19 protein-coding genes are annotated in these 19,459 nt (G+C 63.8%); 6 read left to right on the top strand and 13 right to left on the bottom strand.

Features of this window, described 5'->3' with window-relative positions; genetic code table 11:
• Positions 1-2: 2 nt before the first annotated feature.
• The 6 genes from ACLBKR_RS02990 to ACLBKR_RS03015 form a co-directional block, all read right to left on the bottom strand.
• Positions 3-1,181 (bottom strand): MFS transporter, encoded by a 1,179-nt coding sequence (locus ACLBKR_RS02990; RefSeq protein WP_162748342.1) that lies wholly within the window; start codon positions 1,179-1,181, stop codon positions 3-5.
• 141 nt (positions 1,182-1,322) lie between these two features.
• Complete coding sequence (locus tag ACLBKR_RS02995) at positions 1,323-1,571, bottom strand: hypothetical protein (RefSeq protein ID WP_113466841.1); 249 nt, start codon at positions 1,569-1,571, stop codon at positions 1,323-1,325.
• Between the two features lie 29 nt (positions 1,572-1,600).
• Positions 1,601-3,520 (bottom strand): 1-deoxy-D-xylulose-5-phosphate synthase, encoded by a 1,920-nt coding sequence (gene dxs, locus ACLBKR_RS03000; protein ID WP_113439345.1) that lies wholly within the window; start codon positions 3,518-3,520, stop codon positions 1,601-1,603.
• A gap of 117 nt (positions 3,521-3,637) precedes the next feature.
• Complete coding sequence (locus ACLBKR_RS03005; protein ID WP_112829024.1) at positions 3,638-4,564, bottom strand: pirin family protein; 927 nt, start codon at positions 4,562-4,564, stop codon at positions 3,638-3,640.
• 154 nt (positions 4,565-4,718) lie between these two features.
• On the bottom strand, positions 4,719-4,973 hold the full coding sequence (locus ACLBKR_RS03010; protein WP_112829025.1) for an exodeoxyribonuclease VII small subunit: 255 nt from the start codon (positions 4,971-4,973) through the stop codon (positions 4,719-4,721).
• Positions 4,974-4,975: 2 nt separating this feature from the next.
• Positions 4,976-5,911, bottom strand: a complete 936-nt coding sequence (locus tag ACLBKR_RS03015; protein ID WP_113426180.1) for a histone deacetylase family protein — start codon at positions 5,909-5,911, stop codon at positions 4,976-4,978.
• A gap of 133 nt (positions 5,912-6,044) precedes the next feature.
• On the opposite strand from ACLBKR_RS03015, the gene ACLBKR_RS03020 reads away from it, so the two are divergent.
• Together ACLBKR_RS03020 and ACLBKR_RS03025 are read left to right on the top strand one after the other, a co-directional pair.
• The gene (locus ACLBKR_RS03020) at positions 6,045-6,464 is read left to right on the top strand and encodes a DUF4440 domain-containing protein (RefSeq protein ID WP_414900590.1); all 420 of its coding nucleotides are present in this window, start codon (positions 6,045-6,047) and stop codon (positions 6,462-6,464) included.
• Positions 6,465-6,637: 173 nt separating this feature from the next.
• A complete protein-coding gene (locus tag ACLBKR_RS03025; protein WP_113439349.1) occupies positions 6,638-7,039 on the top strand; it encodes an acyl-CoA thioesterase in 402 nt (133 codons plus the stop codon).
• A gap of 213 nt (positions 7,040-7,252) precedes the next feature.
• On the opposite strand, the gene ACLBKR_RS03030 is transcribed toward ACLBKR_RS03025, so the two are convergent.
• Positions 7,253-8,836 (bottom strand): helicase HerA-like C-terminal domain-containing protein, encoded by a 1,584-nt coding sequence (locus ACLBKR_RS03030; RefSeq protein ID WP_112829029.1) that lies wholly within the window; start codon positions 8,834-8,836, stop codon positions 7,253-7,255.
• A 225-nt stretch (positions 8,837-9,061) separates the two neighbouring features.
• Between ACLBKR_RS03030 and ACLBKR_RS03035 the strand changes: the two genes are divergently transcribed.
• Positions 9,062-9,451, top strand: a complete 390-nt coding sequence (locus ACLBKR_RS03035) for a hypothetical protein (protein WP_112829030.1) — start codon at positions 9,062-9,064, stop codon at positions 9,449-9,451.
• Positions 9,452-9,766: 315 nt separating this feature from the next.
• Here the strand turns inward: ACLBKR_RS03035 and secD are convergent, their stop codons facing one another.
• From secD to ACLBKR_RS03055, 4 genes are all read right to left on the bottom strand, one after another.
• Positions 9,767-12,283, bottom strand: a complete 2,517-nt coding sequence (gene secD, locus ACLBKR_RS03040; RefSeq protein ID WP_414900593.1) for a protein translocase subunit SecD — start codon at positions 12,281-12,283, stop codon at positions 9,767-9,769.
• Positions 12,284-12,370: 87 nt separating this feature from the next.
• Positions 12,371-12,859 carry a hypothetical protein gene (locus ACLBKR_RS03045; protein ID WP_112829086.1) on the bottom strand — a complete coding sequence of 163 codons (489 nt, stop codon included), beginning with the start codon at positions 12,857-12,859 and terminating at the stop codon, positions 12,371-12,373.
• 27 nt (positions 12,860-12,886) lie between these two features.
• On the bottom strand, positions 12,887-14,239 hold the full coding sequence (locus ACLBKR_RS03050; protein ID WP_113486497.1) for a GAF domain-containing protein: 1,353 nt from the start codon (positions 14,237-14,239) through the stop codon (positions 12,887-12,889).
• Complete coding sequence (locus ACLBKR_RS03055; RefSeq protein ID WP_414900596.1) at positions 14,236-14,718, bottom strand: hypothetical protein; 483 nt, start codon at positions 14,716-14,718, stop codon at positions 14,236-14,238. The genes ACLBKR_RS03050 and ACLBKR_RS03055 overlap by 4 nt, the downstream gene beginning before the upstream one ends.
• Before the next feature lie 168 nt (positions 14,719-14,886).
• Here ACLBKR_RS03055 and ACLBKR_RS03060 point away from each other — a divergent pair, with 168 nt between their 5' ends.
• On the top strand, positions 14,887-15,606 hold the full coding sequence (locus ACLBKR_RS03060; RefSeq protein WP_112829089.1) for a hemerythrin domain-containing protein: 720 nt from the start codon (positions 14,887-14,889) through the stop codon (positions 15,604-15,606).
• Positions 15,607-15,655: 49 nt separating this feature from the next.
• Here ACLBKR_RS03060 and ACLBKR_RS03065 read toward each other — a convergent pair whose 3' ends face one another.
• Entirely contained in the window at positions 15,656-16,507 is an 852-nt protein-coding gene (locus ACLBKR_RS03065; protein ID WP_113437418.1) for a LysR family transcriptional regulator, read from the bottom strand.
• Positions 16,508-16,608: 101 nt separating this feature from the next.
• Between ACLBKR_RS03065 and ACLBKR_RS03070 the strand changes: the two genes are divergently transcribed.
• Complete coding sequence (locus ACLBKR_RS03070; RefSeq protein ID WP_113447893.1) at positions 16,609-16,911, top strand: antibiotic biosynthesis monooxygenase; 303 nt, start codon at positions 16,609-16,611, stop codon at positions 16,909-16,911.
• Positions 16,908-17,234 carry a DUF2798 domain-containing protein gene (locus ACLBKR_RS03075; protein ID WP_113447892.1) on the top strand — a complete coding sequence of 109 codons (327 nt, stop codon included), beginning with the start codon at positions 16,908-16,910 and terminating at the stop codon, positions 17,232-17,234. The genes ACLBKR_RS03070 and ACLBKR_RS03075 overlap by 4 nt, the downstream gene beginning before the upstream one ends.
• Before the next feature lie 59 nt (positions 17,235-17,293).
• Here ACLBKR_RS03075 and ACLBKR_RS03080 read toward each other — a convergent pair whose 3' ends face one another.
• Positions 17,294-19,441 (bottom strand): HAMP domain-containing methyl-accepting chemotaxis protein, encoded by a 2,148-nt coding sequence (locus ACLBKR_RS03080; RefSeq protein WP_113340331.1) that lies wholly within the window; start codon positions 19,439-19,441, stop codon positions 17,294-17,296.
• Positions 19,442-19,459: the final 18 nt, after the last annotated feature.

Consider the following 19,459-nt stretch of genomic DNA (forward strand, 5'->3'; position numbering starts at 1 on the left):
GCTTAGCCCCGATTGCGGGCAGGCCGCCCGGCGAGGCCGAATGCGAAGATGCCGGCGAAGATCAGCATGGCGACGCCGGTCGAGATCGGTCCCGCGTCGAGGAAGAGCCCGTCCATGACAAGGCCGGTTGCCCCCGAACCGACGGCGCTGCCGATGGCGTAGGCAAGGCCGTAGGCGGCGGCGCCGGAGACCAGAAGTCCGCCCCGGAAACGGTCGCCGAGCAGCGTGAGCGCGCAGGTATAGAGCGAGAAGCTTGCCGCTCCGAGCGCCGAGACCGTAACCAGCAGCGCGATCTCCGACGTCAGGAAGGGCAATAAAAGGAAGCTCGCGCCGCAGGCGACGGCCGAACCGACGGCGATGATCGGCCGTGAAATGCGGTCGAGCAACCAGCCGACCAGCGGCTGTGCCAGGGCCGTCGGAAGTGCCACCATGGTGACGACGAAGGCGGCGAAATTCTCCGAATAGCCGCGCTCGACGAAATAAAGCGGGATCGTCGAGATAGCCGCGATGTCGGAAAATCCGAAGGCGACGACCATCAGCGCCAGAACCGGCGCAAGCCGCATGAACTGGATCAGTCCGCCCGCCGTCGAACGTTCCGGCAGGGTCCGGGCAAAACGGCCGAGCATGACCGAGGCAAAGGCGACGAAGGCGACATAGACGGCGATCAGCGCAAAGGCGAAGCCGTCCTCCGTTCCGACGAAGGGAATGGCGAGCGGCCCGGCGGCAAAGCCGGCGCACATGCTCGCGCCATAGATTCCGGAAACGCGCCCCCGCAGGCGGTCCGGGCAGGCGGTGTTCAGCCAGGCCTCGCTGATGGTGAAGATGATGCTGGTTGAAACCCCGAGCAGGAAGCGGGCGACGAACCACACCCAGACGGCATCGAACATCGCAAAGGTGGTGAGCGACATGGACGCGCCGATGAGGCCGGCGACGATCAGCCGGTCGCCCCTGAGGATCGCCGTCAGGCGCCCGATCAGAAGGGTCGCGGTGGCAAGCCCCGCCGCGAAGACGGAGGCGTTGAGCCCGGCAAGGCTCGACGAGACGCCGCGGCCTTCCAGCACCAGCGCGATCAGCGGATAGGTCAGCCCCTGTCCGACGGAAAATGCGGTGACGCCCAGAATGACGACCGCAATCGCCGCCCAGTCGGGCGCGAAGTCTTCGGCAATGGCGGACATCTGCATCACGGCCTCCCTTGGGCGCGGCATGTTTCTATAGTTTCTTGTTGGATTGGGCTCCGGTCTACCGGGGCGCGGGGCGGAAGTCCAGCGGGAGCACCACCGCCCCGATTTCAGGACGACGGAGCTGCTGCGATTCTGCCGCCGTTACTCCCCGCTCTTGCGGGTGCAGGCATAGTCTTTCCGGATGCAGGCGATGGACGGCGTCGAGCAAACGGGCTGACCGTCAGTGACCTTGCAGATGCTGCATTGGTCGGTGAACTCGTCGCAATCGGGTTCCGCCTTGAGGAAGGCTTCCATGTTGCGCTGAACCTGTGCCGCGTCCTCGGCGGCAGCAGGGCCGATGACGAAGGCCGAGACCAGCGCCAAAATTCCGGCGACGATAGAAGAACGCATGCTGGCCTCCTTCTGTTCGCCGAAAATGTTTACCCGGCCGCGTTGACGCCGATGCCGCTCTGGCCGAGCGCTGCAAAGACGGTCTTCAGGATGCCGGTGCTGTCGAGGCCGGCCTTGGCATACATGGTCTCGGGTTTCGCCTGATCCATCCAGACGTCCGGCAGCACCATCGGCCTCACCTTGAGGCCGCTGTCGAGCAGGCCCTCGGTCGCGAGATAATGCAGAACCTGCGCGCCGAAGCCGCCGACAGCGCCTTCCTCGACCGTGACGAGCACGGCGTGATGGCGGGCAAGCTGGCGGATCAGGTCGTGGTCGAGCGGCTTGGCGAAGCGGGCATCGGCGACAGTGGTGGAAAGGCCCGCGGCCTCGAGGTCTTCCGCCGCCAACAGACAGTCGGCGAGACGGGTGCCGAAGGAAAGAAGCGCCACCTTGCTGCCCTGCCGGATCACGCGGCCCTTGCCGATTTCAAGGATTTCGCCACGCTCGGGAAGCTGCACGCCCACACCTTCGCCACGCGGATAGCGGAAGGAGATCGGGCCGGCGTCATAAGCAGCGGCGGTTCGCACCATGTGCTTCAGTTCCGCCTCGTCGGCCGCCGCCATCACCACGAAGCCGGGCAGGCTGGCGAGGAAACCGGTGTCGAATGAACCGGCATGGGTCGGACCGTCGGCGCCGACGAAGCCGGCGCGGTCGATCGGAAAGCGGACCGGCAGGCCCTGGATCGCGACGTCATGGACCACCTGGTCGTAGCCGCGCTGCAGGAAGGTGGAATAGAGCGCGCAGAAGGGCTTGTAGCCTTCCGCCGCAAGCCCGGCGGCAAAGGTGACGGCATGCTGCTCGGCGATACCGACGTCGAACGTCCGCTTGGGGAAGACGTCCTGCAGCTTGTCGAGGCCGGTGCCGGAGGGCATGGCGGCGGTGATGCCGACGATCTTCTCGTCGAGACGGGCTTCCTGCACCAGCGTCTCGCCGAAGACCGAGGTATAGCTCGGCGCGTTCGGTTTTGCCTTCGCCTGGGCGCCGGTGATGACATCGAACTTGTTGACGCCGTGATACTTGTCGGCGGCGGCCTCCGCCGGCGCGTAGCCCTTGCCCTTCTGGGTCACGACATGGATCAGCACCGGACCCCTGCCGTTGTCGCGCACATTGCGCAGCACGGGCAGGAGATGGTCGAAGGAATGCCCGTCGATCGGGCCGATATGGTAGAAGCCCATTTCCTCGAACATGGTTCCGCCGGTCACGTAGCCGCGGGCATGCTCGACGGCGCGGGTGATGGCGCGGTCGATGTTCTTGCCGAGATAGGCGGTGAGTTTCTTGCCGAATTCGCGGAAGCCCATATAGGTGCGGCCGGAGGCGAGCCGCGCCAGATAGGCGCTCATCGCCCCGGTCGGCGGTGCGATCGACATGTCGTTGTCGTTGAGGATGACGATCAGCCGCGCATCGAGCGCGCCGGCATTGTTCAACGCCTCATAGGCCATGCCGGCCGACATTGCCCCGTCGCCGATGACGGCGATCACCTTGCGGTCGGTGCCGGCAAGATCGGAGGCGACCGCCATGCCGAGGCCGGCCGAAATCGATGTCGAGGAATGGGCCGCGCCGAACGGATCGTATTCGCTCTCGGCCCGCTTGGTGAAGCCGGAAAGCCCGCCTTCCTGGCGCAGCGTCCGGATGCGGTCGCGCCGTCCCGTGAGGATCTTGTGCGGATAGCATTGATGGCCGACGTCGAAGATCAGCCGATCGTCAGGCGTCTCGAACACCTTGTGGATGGCGATGGTAAGTTCCACCACGCCGAGACCGGCACCCAGATGGCCGCCCGTCTTCGATACGGCGTCGATCATTTCCTTGCGGACTTCGGCGGCGAGCTGCGGCAGGTCGCGGTCGTCGAGACCTCTCAGATCGGCGGGAAGCTTGACCTTGTCCAGCAAGGGCGTCTCGGGAAGGGGTGTCACTGGCGCGTAACTCTTGAGCTTGTCTTCACTTTCGGCATGCCATCCGGCTTTACAGGATTTGGCCGGCCGGCAAAAGCGCGATGCCTCACAAACGAGGCGGAAGGACTTATATAACCGTCAAAAGCCCTCGGGCAAAGGAATAAACTCTTGCTCGTCGCCGGGCACGATGTCGAAGCGTCCGCTTCTCCATTCCTCCTTCGCCTGTTCGATCCGCTCCTTGGAGGAGGAGACGAAGTTCCACCAGATATGGCGCTTCGAGCCCAGTGCAGCCCCGCCGAACAGCATCAGGTGACAGCCGGCGGCACCGGCGCGAAGCGTGATCGCATCGCCCGGACGGAAGACCAGCAACTGATCGGCGGCGAAGACGTCGCCGGCGATCTCGACCTCGCCGGAAAGCACATAGGCCGCCCGTTCCTCATGGCTCGCATCGAAGGGGAAGCTGCCGCCGGGAACGAGTGTCAGGTCGACGTAAAGCGTGTCGGAATAGGATTTGACCGGCGATGTCAGTCCGCCGAGGCTGCCGATCACCACCCGTCCGCTCGCACCGGCAGCGTCGAAGGTCGGCATGGCGCTCTTCTCGGTGTGGGCGAAGGCGGGATCGATCTCCTCCTGGTCGTCGGGGAGCGCAAGCCACGTCTGAAGTCCGGAAATCGACAGCGGATTGCCGCGCAGCTTTTCCGGCGTGCGTTCGGAGTGCACGATGCCGCGCCCGGCCGTCATCAGGTTGATGTCTCCGGGTTGGATCACCAGTTCCGTCCCAAGGCTGTCGCGATGCTTGATCTCGCCATCGAAGAGATAGGTGACGGTGGAAAGCCCGATATGCGGATGCGGACGCACGTCCATCGCTTCGCCGGCCTTGAGAAGGGCGGGGCCCATCCGGTCGAAGAAAATGAACGGGCCGACCAGTCGGCGACGCGCCGAAGGCAGCGCCCGCTTCACCGAGAAGCCGCCGAGATCGCTGGTGCGCGGAATAATCAGGTGCTCGATGGCGTCGCAGGCGAAGGCATCGCCGGGAACGGGGTCATTTCCGGGAAAGAACGACATCGGTTTTGGCCTCCACGTTTGCTCTCCTCGGTAATCTAGGGGCGAATTCCGGCAAAAGACAGGGCGGGTTAAAAGAGGTATCCGACACGTCGCTCTTCAGCCATGCTGACGATCCGACTGGATATTCGGTCGGCCTGCGCCTTTGGCCTGGATGTTATTCCCGGTCGAGCGGTTCTGTGCCTTGCGCCTTGCCGGCCCGGTCGAGGCGGATTTTCTCGATCCGGTTTTCCGCAGCGTTCAGCAGCGCCTCGCAATGTTTCTTCAGGAGTTCGCCGCGCTCGTAGATCGCAATCGACTCGTCCAGCGCCACGTCGCCGCGTTCGAGCCGCGCCACGATGCTTTCCAGTTCGGCAACCGCCTTCTCGAAGGAATAGCCGGAGATGTCGGCGGGAACGGCGCTTTCGGTCATACTCAACCCTTCATCAGTCTCATGATATGCAGGCCCGCCGATTCGGCGAGGCCTTCGAGATCATAGCCGCCTTCGAGAACGCTGACGACCCGGTTATGGGCAAAACGGTCGGCGACTTCCATCAGGCGCCCGGTCGCCCAGTCGAAATCCTCGCCCACGAGGTTGATCTGCGCCAGCGGATCGCGGTGATGAGCGTCGAAGCCGGCGGAAATCAGGATCAGGTCGGGCGAGAAATCGTGCAGCGCCGGCAGGACGCGGCTCTTGAACGCCTCGCGGAAATGCTCCGAGCCCACATTGGGCGAAAGCGGCGCATTGACCACATTGTTCTTGATGCCTGTTTCGTCCTTCTTTCCCGTACCGGGATAGAGCGGCATCTGGTGGGTGGAACAGAAGAGAACCGAGGGATCGTCCCAGAAGATGTCCTGCGTGCCGTTGCCGTGATGCACATCCCAGTCAACGATGGCGACCCGCTCCACGCCATGCTTCTGTTGCGCATGGCGGGCGGCGATCGCCACCGTATTGAACAGACAGAAGCCCATGGCCTTCGCCTTCTCGGCATGGTGGCCCGGCGGGCGCGAGGCGACGAAAGCGTTGTCGTGATCGCCGCCCATCACATCGTCGACGGCGGCCATCGCCCCGCCGATGGCCGTCAGCGCTGCCTTCAAGCTCTGCGGCGAGGCGTAGGTGTCGCTTTCGATGCGGTTGATGCGGTCCTCCTCTTCGGGGATCTGCCGCATGATCGAGAACAGATAGTCCTCCGGATGGGCAAGCGTCACCGCGTCCTCGTTGGCGACGGGCGCTTCCTTCCGGTCGAGCCCGGAGAAGGCGGGATGCTCGAGCGCGATGTTCAGAGAACGCAGCCTGTCCGCCCGCTCGGGATGTCCGGGCGGTGTGTGATGTTCGAGGAAAACGGCATGCTCGTAGAGGCGTGTGGTCATCGCGAAAGGTCCTTCGGCTTGCGCGGAAGATAGTGCAGCGCACCGTCATGATCCACCGCCAACGAGGTTTTCCCGGCATTATGAAGCAAGCGCCATGAGGCGGGGACACCGGTTGCATGGTGCGGCAAGGCGGATGAGCGGATATATTGATGCGGTATGTTCAACGGAGTTGCCTGCATTGACCCGCCTTCCCGACCTTGGAGACATTCGATCGCTCGAAGAAGCCCTGCATCGCCCGGAGATAAGGCGTAGCAGGGAGGCAGTCGAAGACCTGCTGGCAGAAGGCTTTATGGAGTTCGGAGCATCGGGAAGAGTCTATGAACGAGCGACGACCATCGACCTGCTGGCGGAGGAGAGCGATGACGATCAAGGCGATCTCAAGGCGACGAATTACGCTCTCAAGCCCATTTCGAATGATGCTGTCCTTCTGACCTATGAAACGGAGCGCTCATATCGGGATGGCTCCAGGCGACGTGTGCTGCGAAGTTCCATATGGAAGCACAACGGGCTGAAATGGCAGATGCTTTTTCATCAGGGTACGATCAGGGCCTGAACCGCGCCCGGTTAGCGAGGCTCGGGTCTTCAGCGGAATCCTGTCGCGTCTGCTCCGTCAGTTGCGGCTTTCCCCGCGTCGCCTGAGAGTGCCTGTCGGGCGCTACCCTTGTTATGATGGGCCGAATGGTCTTAAATGGCTTAAATGGGTTGGGAAACAGGGACTTGGATGTAATGGACGATATCGAGCGGGTGGAGGTTTCCGGGTTTCGCGTGCCCTTCCGCGACATCGACATGTATGGCCGAATGCACAATGCCGCCTATATCGTCCATGCGGAGGAGGCCCTTGCCCATTTCTGGCGCTACCGGCCGCCGCTGGAGGGCGAGCCGCATTTCGTCGCAAGCAAGATCGAGTGCCGTTTCCACGATCCGCTGCGGCTCGATGACGAGGTGCGCCTGACGGTCCATATCGACAAGATCGGCGGCAAGTCCGTTGGCTTCAATGTGACCATGGAAGCGGGAAACCGTCTGGCCGCCGAGATCGAAATGCTCTGGACCGCGACCGACCCCGATACGGGCGAACCGGTGCCGTTGCCGGAAGATATCCGCGACTGGCTCTACGGCTACCTGCCGTGAAGCGAAGACGGCCGGCTACGGTCTTTGTTGAACGCCGGCCCATCCTTCTCCGTCATGCCGGACTTGTTCCGGCATCCAGCAGCGCGATGTCCATCGCGCGTAAGACTCTTTTGCGATCAAGGACTTGATCGCGCTGGTTCCCGGCTCAAGGCGGGAAGACGGCAGTGTATGCGATGCCGCCGGATCACAAGAATCAGACCAGCAGAGGGTTCGTCAGCGACGCAGGCTGCCGAGGATGCCGCGCACCAGCGCACGGCCGACCGAGGTAGCGACCGAGCGGGCGGCGCTTTTCATGGCGGCTTCGATCACCGTTTCACGCTGATAGCCGGAGGACCGGCGGGTGGTGCCGTTCCTCGAGGTCGAGCGCGGCGCCTCGTCCTCGCCGTCATTGCCGAAGCCGGGCAGCGTCCAGCGGCCGGCGGCGCTGTCGTCGCCGGCTCCCTGGCTCGCCTGTTCCTCCGCCGCGCGCTTGGCGGCTTCTGCCTCCGCGGCCTTGCGGGCGCGCTCCGTCAGGATCTCATAGGCGGATTCCCGGTCGAGATCCTTGTCGTAGAGGCCGGCGACCGGGCTGACATTGATGACGGCCTGCCGCTCGCTGTCTGAAAGCGGCCCGACCCGGCCCGACGGCGGGCGCACCAGCGTGCGTTCGACCATGGAGGGGATGCCCTTGTCCTGCAGCGTCGAGACCAGCGCCTCGCCGGTGCCGAGCGTGGTGATTGCGGTCGCGCAATCGAAGGCCGGGTTGGGGCGGAAGGTATCGGCGGCGGTCTTCACCGCCTTCTGCTCGCGCGGGGTATAGGCGCGCAGCGCATGCTGCACGCGGTTGCCAAGCTGGGCGAGAATGGTTTCCGGCACGTCGAGCGGGTTCTGCGTGACGAAATAGACGCCGACGCCCTTGGAGCGGATCAGGCGCACGACCTGTTCGACCCGCTCGATCAGCACCTTCGGCGCATCGTTGAACAGGAGATGGGCCTCGTCGAAGAAGAAGACGAGCTTCGGCTTGTCCGGATCGCCCACCTCCGGCAATTCCTCGAACAGTTCCGAAAGCAGCCACAAAAGGAAGGTGGCGTAGAGGCGGGGGTTCATCATCAGCTTGTCGGCGGCCAGCACCGAGATTGCGCCGCGCCCGTCATTGGTCGTGCGCATGATGTCGGAGATCTTCAGCGCCGGCTCGCCGAAGAAGTGTTCGGCGCCCTGTTGTTCCAGCACCAGCAACCCGCGTTGCAGAGAGCCGACGGAGGACTTGGAGATCAGGCCGAACTGGGTGGAAAGTTCGGTCGCATGCTCTCCCATATAGTTGAGCAGCGCCTGCAGGTCCTTGAGGTCCATCAGCGGCAGACCGCCCTGGTCGGCGATCTTGAAGGCGATGTTGAGCACGCCTTCCTGCGCTTCAGATGCATCCATCAGGCGCGACAGCAAAAGCGGCCCCATCTCGGCGATGGTGGAGCGCACGCGATGGCCCTTCTCGCCATAGAGATCCCAGAAGATGACCGGGAATTCCTGGAAGGCGAAATCGTTGAAGCCGATCAGTTCGGCACGCTTCGTCACCCAGTCCTTGGCCTCGCCCATTGCCGCGATGCCGGAAAGATCGCCCTTGATATCGGCGCAGAACACCGGCACGCCGGCATTGGAAAAGCTCTCCGCCAGCACCTGTAGCGTCACCGTCTTGCCGGTGCCGGTGGCGCCGGTGACGATGCCGTGGCGGTTGCCGAATTTCAGCTCCAGATATTCAGGCTTGTTGAGGCTGTCGTCCGGATTGCGGCTTGTGCCGATATAGAGCTTTCCGTTTTCGAGCATGCCCGTTCTTCCCCGTTTCCGTGCGCCTGTCGGAGCAACGCCGGCATGCGACAACTTTCATCGATTCATCACCTTGCTCTTATAAGGATAGTGTGAAACATCGACAACAGCGCGTGGAACACAACCGGGCGAGGGAAAACTGCGACAGGTCGCTGTCCAGCGCTTGAGTTCGAGGAACAGTTCAATTACGTTGACGTTAACGTCAAATTTTGCAGGAGGCAGACCATGAACGAACTCGTTACCCGCATCGCCGAAAAGATCGGCATTGAACCCGAGACGGCCGAAAAGGCTGTCGGCATGATGCTGGGCTTCCTGCAGCGGGAAGCCGCTGATGGCCCCGTCGCCAAGATGATCGAAGCCATTCCCGGTGCCATGGACCTCGTCGCCAAGTATAACGGCGAAGGCGAGGGCAAGGGCCTGCTCGGCGGCCTGATGAGCGCCATCGGCGGCGGCGGCATTATGGGGCTTGGCCAGCAGCTCATGGCCCAGGGACTCGGCATGGGCGAGATCACCTCGCTTGCCAAGGAAACCATCGTGGTCGCCCGCGAATATGCTGGCGACGAAGTGGTCGACGAAGTCGTCGCTTCCGTTCCGGGTCTCAGCCAGTTCGTCTGAGCCGAACGGCCTTCATCGAATGAAAAAAGCCGCCGGGTGAAAGCCCGGCGGCTCTTTTTTTACAGAGCCTGGTGTCGAGCAGCGAGGTCTCCATCTCCGTCATGCCGGACTTGTTCCGGCATTGAGTGGCGCGATGTCCGTCGCGCAAAAGACTCTTTTGCGATCAAGGACTTGATCGCGCCGGATTCCGGCTCGAGGCGGGAACGACGATAGTGGAGGCAGCAGAGTCAGAGCACGAGATGTACAGCAAGGGCTGTCGGCAGTCGGAAGCTTCCGGTCGAAAGGCCGGCGACGTTGCCCGTCGCCGGTTTTGCGTCAGCCCTGTTCCACCTGCGGCTCGCCGGCCGCAGCCTGGGTCTTCTGCCTGCGGGTGCGCCAGTCGCCCAGGAAGAGCAGGATGGGCGCCGCGATGAAGACCGAGGACGAGGCGGCGATGAAGATGCCGAAGATCATCGGAACGGCGAAGCTTTCGACCGCGCTGCCGCCCCAGATCGCCATGGGCAGCATGGCGAGGAAGGCGGTGGCCGAGGTGTAGAGGCTTCGGGCCAGCGTTTCGTTGATCGACAGGTTTATCAGGTCGCGGAAGGGCATGGACTTGTAGAGGCGCATGTTCTCGCGCATGCGGTCGTAGACCACGACCTTGTCGTTGACCGAATAGCCGACCAGCGTCAGCAGTGCCGCGATTGCGGTCAGGTTGAAGTCCAGCCCCGTCAGCGCGAAGAAGCCGATCGTCTTCGTCACGTCGAGGACGAGCGTCGCGATGGCGCCGACGGCAAACGGCCAGTCGAAGCGGACCCAGATGTAGGCGAGCATCGCAAGACTGGCGAGCACGACCGAGAGGATACCGGCGGTTGCCAGTTCGCCGCTGACCTTCGGGCCGACGACTTCCGTGCGCTCGATCTTGGCGCCGGGATTGATCTCGGCGATCTTGGCGCGAACCTTCTCGACGGCTTCGGTCTGGGCCGTTTCCGGGCCGTGCTGTCGTTCGAGACGCAGCAGCATGTGGTTGCGGTCGCCGAATTCCTGAAGCGCGACTTCCCCGAGGCCGAGGCTCTCGATACCGGAACGATAGATGCCGAGATCGGCCGGCTCCTGCGTCGATACTTCGATCTGGATGCCGCCCTTGAAGTCGACGCCGTAGTTTAGGCCCGGCGAGATGAAGAGCGCGATGGAGGTGATCGACAGCACGGCGGAAATGCCGATGCCGACGAGGCGGGCCTTCATGAAGTCGATCCGCGTGCCGTCCTTGATGAGCTTGACCGGCAGCAGCGGACGAATGTTGATCGTCTTCATCTTGTAACGGTTGGCAATCGCCACCATGGCGACACGGACGACGGAGACCGCCGTGAACATCGAGATCGCGATGCCGAGGCCCATGGTCACGGCGAAGCCGCGAACCGGGCCGGAGCCGAACCAGAACAGGAGAACGGTTGCGATGAGCGCGGTGACGTTGCTGTCGATGATGGTCGAATAGGCCTTGTCGAAGCCGAGGTCGATGGCGGCAAAGGCGCCTCTGCCCTTGCGGCATTCTTCCCGGATGCGCTCGTTGATGAGAACGTTGGCGTCCACGGCTAGACCGATGCCGAGCACGATGCCGGCGATGCCGGGAAGCGTCAGCGTCGCGCCGAAGAACGTCAGGCCGGCGAATGTCAGGATGACGTTGAGGGTCAGTGCGATGACTGCCAGCAGACCCCAACTGCCGTAAAGCGCGATGATGAAGCCGACGACCAGCGCAAAGCCCACGAGGCCGGACATGATACCCATCTCGATGGCGTCGCTGCCGAGGTCGGCGCCGACGGTGCGCTCCTCGATGACGGTCAGCTTGGCCGGCAGCGCGCCGGCGCGCAGGAGGGCGGCGAGCGTCGTTGCGTCGGAAACCGTGAAGGCGCCGGAGATCTGCCCCGAACCGCCGGTGATCGGCTCGCGGATGACGGGGGCGGAGAGCACCTTGTCGTCGAGCACGATGGCGAATGGCTTGCCGACGTTTTCGCGGGTGATCTGGGCGAACCGGGTGGCGCCCGCCTGGTCGAAGCGGAAGCTGACGACCGGCTGGTTGTTCTGCTGGTCGAAGGCGACGCGCGCATCCGTCAGGCGGTCGCCCGAGAGCAGGACGCGCTCCTGGACGGGATAGGTCTGGCCGTGTTCGTCCTCGAGCATGCGCACCCCGCGCTCACCCTGGTTGCCCAAGAGGTGGAAGCTTATCTTGGCGGTCGAGCCGAGCAGCGCGCGCAGATTGGTCGGGTCCTGCTCGCCCGGAAGCTGGACGAGAACCCGGTCGCCGCCGACGCGCTGGATGGTCGGTTCCGCGACGCCGACCTGATCGACACGCTGGCGGATGATTTCAAGGCTCTGGTCGACGGCGCTCGACATGCGGTGGGCGATGCCGTTGTCCGATGGCTTGACGGTAATGCCGTTGTCGACGGAATCGGCGATGTCGAGGTCGAGGCCGGTGCGCACGCCGACCGTCACCTGGTTGCCGAGCTTTGCCAGCTCCTGCTTGGCCACGTCGCGCTTCGATGGATCGGCAAGCGTGACGAGAATGGCATTGCCCTGGCGCTGGATGGAGCGTGTATCGATCTTGGCATCGCGCAGATTGACCCTGGCCTCCTGCGTCAGGTTCTGCAGCCACTCGTTTTCAAGCGACGGACGGTCGACTTCCAGAACCAGGTGCGACCCGCCGCGAAGATCGAGCCCGAGCGAAACCTTCTCGTGCGGCAGCCAGCTTGGCCAGCCGGCAAGCGTCTTCTCGGAGAGAATATTGGGAAGCGCGACAAGCACTCCGATGAGGATGATGAGCGCGTAGCTCACCACCTTCCATGGTGAATTTCTCAATTTTATGCATCCATTTGTGCGACCCGTCGGACAGACATGGCTGTCCGGCCGCGTTGACGATGTGCCGATATGATGTCGGGTGAGGGATCAGGCGGCGAGCAGCGGAGGCGCGCGCGGATCGAAGGCGCCGGGCGGCGCGATATGATCGGGGCTTCGATCCCGTTCGACGATTTGCAAAGCCCATGCCGGCAAGGGCAGTTCGATGCCGGGAACATCTGGCGACGCATCGGGGCCATCGGATGTCCGCGCTTTGCTGCCCTGCCGCTGATCTGCGGTAAGGACGCTTCGGGCGGGCTCCCGCTTCCCAGCGAGCGCGGGCTTGGCGGCGGCCATCGCGTCCATGGATTGGGCCCGTATGGAACCCGTTTCCTGCCACGGGCCCGAGCCCGACACCGCGAACAGGGCGGCAAAAAGCATGCACATCAACCCCGACATGGCGGCAGCCATGGCGCTGAGATGCGATTTTGCCTGTTCTGTCGATGCGGTTCTTATGGCTCGATATCCTCGTGTCATCGATAACATGACACAAAAACGCGCCGAAGGCCATTCGACGACGCCGATCTCTCCGTTCTCCATGCGTCGTGTCGGAGAGAGATGGCGGGTCTATTCCTCCACGACCACCAGTTCCGGCACGCCTTCGATCTCGAAACGGATGTGGCCGCGTTCGGCGCGGCCGAGCCGGATCGGCCCGCCTTTTTCCTCGAGCCGCCGGCGAAGCAGGATGAGACGGGTCTCCAGATTGTCCTTGTAGTCAGGGAGCTGCAGGCTCCGGTCGCGGCGGATTTCGCGGTTGAGGAAATCCTGCCGGCCGTTCTTCGCATATTCCTCGATGAAATGCCTCAGCAGCCGGCCGGGCACGCCACGGATGAGGTAGTCGTTGTCGATGAAGATCGACCCGTCGCGGGGATAGAAGCGGATGCGCAACGGCCCGGCGGCCGGATGGATGGTATCGGCGGGCACCGGTTTCTCCGCCTCTGCCTCGCTCTCCGGGCGCTCGCGGTCCTGCGAGGCCAGCGTCATCGAGAGGGCAAGGTGCCCGGCGAGGATGCAAAGCGCCTCTTCGTCGCGATGGCGGAAGGCGAAGGACTGCTCGGCCTCCACGAACAGCACGCCGGCGAGCCGTCCCTGCGCCACCATCGGCACGGCGAGCTGGCTGAGCGGCGAGGCAAGCGCCGGAAGCGGCAGCGGGTCCGCCCCGGTGATTCCGCTTGCCGAGCCGACAGCGTTGACGTAGCGCCGGCTGCGGCGAAAATCGCTGATGCGCACCGGCCGGCATGTCGCTGCCGCCATGCCGATGACGCCGGCACCGAACGCGACTTCCGAACCGAAGCCGAAGCGGTCATAGCCACGGCTGGCAATGGTCGAAAGCAGCCTCCGTTCGTCGTCCGGCACCAGCACCATGGAATGCTGGAAGCCGAACATCGTCTCCAGCCCCTCCAGCGCCTTGTCCAGCAGATGCTCGGTATCCGTTTCCGCCGCAAGCTGCACGGCGAGCCGGCGGGTGAGATCCAGATGGTCGCGCCGATCCTCCGCCTCCGGTGAGGGCTCCTCCAGAGGATGGGCCGGGGGCACGAGCCGACAGTCCTCCACCCGGTAGATGTCGACCGCCCTAAGCTTCATGATCCCGCCCATGCCCTGTTCGACGCTCATCACCTCGAGATGCGCGCTGACGGTTTCGAAGACCGGGCCTTCCGTCATCGAGGTCTCGTAGACGAGGTCGAGGATGTATTGCAGGCCGAGATGCCCGTCGACCACCATGACGGTGGCGAGGCCGTTCACCGCTACGTTCTCCGCCGTCTTGGAGAAGAACTGGTTGGAAAGCGCCACATGGTGGTCGTCGATATAATAGACATGGGACAGGTAGGAGGCATTCGGCATGCCGTCGCGGTCGGTGGTCGCGATGACGGAGGGTATCACGCCCTCGAAGGCATCCCGGATGGTGCTGAGCCGGATCATGACGCTCCGTTTCCGGTTTCGCCGAGCCGGCGTCCCGCCTCCGGTCCGGGTGTCTGGACGAACAGGTCGCGCGGAAAGAAGGTGATGCGCACGAGGTTGCGGTCGCTGAGCGTGCTGGAAAGCTGCAGCCGGCTTACCCCGAGCGCGCCCATTTCGGCGAGCATGTCGGCGACATACCGGCTGCCGCGGGCCTGGTCGATGCTGTCGGCTTCGCGCACCTCGATGATCGGTCCCTTGATCTGGTAGGCCTTGTAGTTGTCCGGCTTGACGAAGGTGGCCGAGATCGGAGTCTCAGGCACGGCATGCGCCACGGCGTCAGGCCACTGGCTGGCCGAGACCAGCAGGGAAATCCGTCCATTGCCGGAATCGAAGCGTGCGCCCGTCGCCCGTCCGATCATTGGGCGGTGCGTGTCGTTGCGCGTGGCGATGAGGATCATCACCCGCCCCTCGATGAAACTTGCGACCCCCGCCTCGATCACCGATTTCCCCCTGTTTGAGCGCGATCTTATGAAGATAGGAAAATTTTAGCAACGCATGGCCGGCGTTAGGAAGCATTTAGGAAGCGGGTCGAGGCGGGGTGTCCTAAGAGCCTGTCCATCGCGCCGGCGGGCTGTTCCGTCCGGGCTGAAGACAAGGAGGAAAATCCCATGACCCATCACGTTTCCCATAGCGTCTCGATGACAGCCATTCCCGATCTCTCCGGCCGTTACGATCTCTACGGCGCCATTCACAAGGGCCTGCGCAAGGCCGGCTGTGACATGCTCAACCGCATCGGCACCGCCGATTTCGAAAATCCCGAGGAGACCGAAACCGTGCTCGGCAATCTGCGCAGTTTCATCGTCTTCGCCGCCTCCCACGTAATGCACGAGGACGAGCACATTCATGGTGTGCTGCGGGCGCGCGGCGCCTCGACCGCAACGCTCGAAGACCAGCACGACGATCATCGCACCGCCTTCGCCACGCTCGAAAAGCTGGCAAGCGACATCGAGAAGGCGTGGCCGATGCACAAGCAGGCCGCCGGCCGCAAACTCTATCTCGCCTTCGCCGCCTATCTCGCCGAGGACCTTGCCCACATGCACGAGGAAGAAACGGTGACGGCCCCGGAACTCTGGAGGATTTGCACCGATGAGGAACTGGCGACGATCGAAATGCACATCATCGCCTCCATGTCGCCGGAAAAGAACATGGCCTTCCTGCGCCTGATGATCCCGGCCATGAACCCGGCGGAACGGGCCGCGATGCTGTCCGCCATGCAGCAGAACACGCCGCCGGAAATGTTCAGCGCCATCGTTGAATTCGCCGTTCGCCCGAGCCTTTCGGAAAAGGCGTTCAGCGACCTTTCCGAGCGGATCGCGCTTGCCGCCTGATGCGGCTGGCCGGGGGCGGCGACGGTCGCCGGGATTGCCCGTTCCGGCCTCACCGTTCCGGCCGCAGGCATTCCGCCAGGAAGCCGACGGCTGCGGCAATCGTGTCGCTGTCGCGCAGGTCGTGGTGGTAGGTGATGTAGATATCCCGCATGATATGCTCCCCTTCGTCGCCGGCGACCTTGAGGCCGTAGGTCGCCGCGACGAAATCGGGCAGGGCGGCGATGCCGACGCCCGCTGCGGCGGCTGCGCATTGCACGCCAAGATCGTTGGTCCTGAGCACGGTCTCGCGGCCGGCCGCCATCCGTTTCAGCCAGACCTGCTGCGGCGTTTCATCGAGCAAATCGTCGAACAGGATGAAGCCATACTGCTCGGGTCTCCGTGTCGCCAGATAGGCCGGAGAGGCGAGGAGCAGGTAGCGCACGCTGCCGGCTTTGCGGATGATAAGGCTCGGATCGGTGGGCCGGCTGAGCCGGACCGCGATATCGGCCTCGCGCCGGGTCAGCGAAACGTTGCGCACGTCCGCCACCAGTCGAAGCCTGATACGTGGCCTCGCTTCGTAGAAGGCGGCGATCTTTGGCGTTAGGAGGAAGGAGGTCAGCACCGGCGGCGCGCTCACCGAAATCTCCACCGGCGCCTCGCCCTCGGTTTCGAGGATATCGCGCTCCAGCGCGAAGACCTCTCCTTCCATTCGCCTCGCTCTTTCCGCCACCAGCCGGCCTTTCTCCGTCAGCAGGTAGCGGCGGGGCCGCCGGTCGAAGAGCCGGATACCGGCCTTCTCCTCCAGCGCCTGCACCCGGCGGGCGACGGTGGCATGATCGACCCTGAGGCGGCGGGCAGCCGCCGAAAGCGAGCCCTCGTCGGCAAGCGCCACGAAAAAGCGGAGATCGTCCCAATCCAGCATTGTGCAAATCCGCCCATTTGATGTGCCTCATTGGGGAATAGCGCCCAATACGGCTCTCGGGCAATAGCAAAGGCCTGAACCGCTGGAAAAGGAGCTTACCCATGACCGATAATCGGGAAACCCGCCGCCTGAGGCGCGTCGTTCGGCTGACGATGGAGCCTGGCAGGCAGGAGGAACTGCACGCCGCTCTTCTCGACTTGCGCAAGGAGACGCTTGAAGAACCGGCTTGCGCGGAATTCGATTTCTATCGCTCGCTGGCGGACGAAGCGGCCTTCCTGCTGGTCGAGGATTTCGCCGATAGTGCCGCTCTCGAGGAACATCTGGCAAAGCCCTACACGCAGGCCTTCTTCAAGCGTGGCTTCCTGAAGTCCGCGGAACCGATTTCGCGGGAGTGGCTGGCATGAGCGGCGGCACACCTGCCGCGCTTGCGGCCGAAAAGCCCGCGCGTGCTCGACGGCGGAAACTGCCGGCCCGCAGCCGGCACATCGTCACGCCGATGATCCTGTCTTTCCTGATGTCGGGCATCGTGGCCTCGATCGCCACGATCCGCGCCACGGGACTGACGGCGGATCTCGGCACCGTCATCCCGCAGGCATGGGCCATATCCTATGTCGTGGCCTTTCCCACCGCGCTGGTGGTCATGCCCGTCGTCCGCTGGATCGTCGACCTGATTGTCGAGGCGCCGGGCGGAGAGCGCAATCGCTCTCAAGGAATGCATGCCCCATGAAAAAAAAGGCCGCCGGACGAAATCCGGCGACCTTGTTTTTCGTTTGAAAGCGTGGGCCGTTACGAGGCCATCGCATAGCTCTGGCGGTGCCCGGTAACCTGTCCCGGCGCATGGGTCCGGAACCGTGCGATCATCTGGGCAAGGTTATCGGTTTCCTGGCTGAGGCTCTGGGCGGCGGCCGTGGTTTCCTCCACCATCGCCGCGTTCTGCTGGGTGACCTTGTCCATCTGGTCGGCGGCGGAGGAGACTTCGCGCAGGCTGAGGGCCTGTTCGCGGGCGCTGGTGGCGATTTCTCCGATCGTGGCGCTCATGGCCACCACCTGTTCGACGATCTCCTGCAGCGAGGAGCCGGACTCGCTGACCAACTGCACGCCGGCCTCGACCTGCGCCGAGGACGTCGAGATGAGCTCCTTGATTTCTTTGGCCGCATTGGCGGAGCGCTGGGCAAGCTCGCGCACCTCCTGTGCGACGACGGCGAAACCCTTGCCGGCTTCCCCGGCGCGGGCGGCTTCCACCCCGGCATTGAGCGCCAGCAGGTTGGTCTGGAAGGCGATTTCGTCGATCACGCCGATGATGCTGCCGATCCTGGCCGACGATCCCTGGATCTCGGTCATCGCGGCGATGGCGCGGGCAACGATCTCGCCACCCTTCTCGGCATTCGAGCGGGCGGTCGCGACGGTGCTCTGAGCGCGGCCGGCGCCTTCAGCCGTGCCGTTGACGCCGCGGGTGACATCGCCGAGTGCCGCAACGGTTTCCTCCAGCGAGGCTGCCTGCTGTTCCGTGCGGCGGGCGAGGTCGTTCGAGGCAGACGAGATTTCGCCGAGCCCCGAGCGGATCGTGCTGACGGCGTGCACGACGGAGCGCAGCGCTTCCTCAAGGCTCGCGACGGAGCTGTTGAAGTGATCGCGGATCGTTTCGTAACGCTGGTCGACCGCACCGATCCGGACCGTCAGGTCGCCCTTGGTAAGGGCGTCCAGTCCGACCGAGATCTGGCTGAAGGCGTGAGCCATGGCATCGGCATCGGCAATGCGCTCGGCTTCCTGGCGCAGCCGTTCCTCTTCCGCGGCGAGGCGGGTGCGCTCGGCATTCGCTTCCGCGATCAGCTTGGCGCGGCCGGTTTCCTGGAAGACCTGCAGCGAGCGGGCCATCGCGCCGAGTTCGTGTCGGTGTTCGGTCCCTTCGATCGTAATCGACTCGTCGCCACGGGCGAGGCGCTCCATCGCCTGGGCGATGTTGCGGACCGCCGAGGAGATCAGCCGGCCGATGGTATATGCAAGCACAAGGCCGATGACGATCAGAAGGCCGGAAATCGCCAGTGTTGCCGTCGTGGTCGACTTGACGGTGCTTTCGACGGAACCGTCCAGCGTCTGCTGTTCGCCGGTGATCCGGGCCTGCAGGTTCTGGAAGCCCGTGGCGATCTGAGGCGCCAATACATTGAGTTGCTTCTCGCGGATGTCGTTGCTGGCGAGCAGCACGTTCTTCACGTCGCCAAGCCGGGCGGTATAATTCTGCATCAGCCGTTCGGCGCCGGAAAGGCGTTTCTGCTGGATCTCGTTGCCGACCGCCTTCTGGGCGGCGGTGTTGAGCTGAACGGCTTCGGCAAGCGCTGCCTGTGCGGTGTCATAGGCCTTGAGGTCGTTGGCGTGGACGAAGCGCTCGGAATAATAAAGGCTGCGGTTCAGCGCCTCCAGGGTGTCGCCCGTCATGTGCAGGGTGGAGAGGTCGCCCTGGCGCCAGGCGCTGCGCATCACATCGTTGAGCGCGATCGACGTCCACGGACCGAATTCCGTTACCTTGGCGATAAGCGCCTCGCGTTTGTTCTGCAGCGCGACGATCTCGCCGAAGGCCTTGCTGTAGTCGTCCATGTTCTTTCGGATCGCCGCCATGCCCTGCTGCAATTCGGCGTTGCCGGCCAGCCGCGGATCGTCGGTGGAGAAAGCCTTTACGCCGGCCTGGAAGCGTTCCACGACCTCTGCACTCGGTGTCGTGCGGAAGGCTTCCGCCGCCATCTGGATCTCGTGCAACTGGTTCGAGTAGTCGGAGATCGCGAGGCTCTGGCCGGCCGTGGAACGATAGGATTGGAATATGGAGGCCAGGCCGCTCATGCCGTTCAGGGCAGTCAGCGACAGGAAGCTCATAAGCAGGATCAGCGGCAGGAAGCCGGCGGTGATCTGGGTGCGGATGCCGAGTTTTTTCCAGAAATTCATCGTCGTTGTCCTTGGCTT

Origin of the sequence: Paenirhizobium cremeum (assembly GCF_047553425.1) — a bacterium.
GTDB lineage: Bacteria > Pseudomonadota > Alphaproteobacteria > Rhizobiales > Rhizobiaceae > Allorhizobium > Allorhizobium cremeum.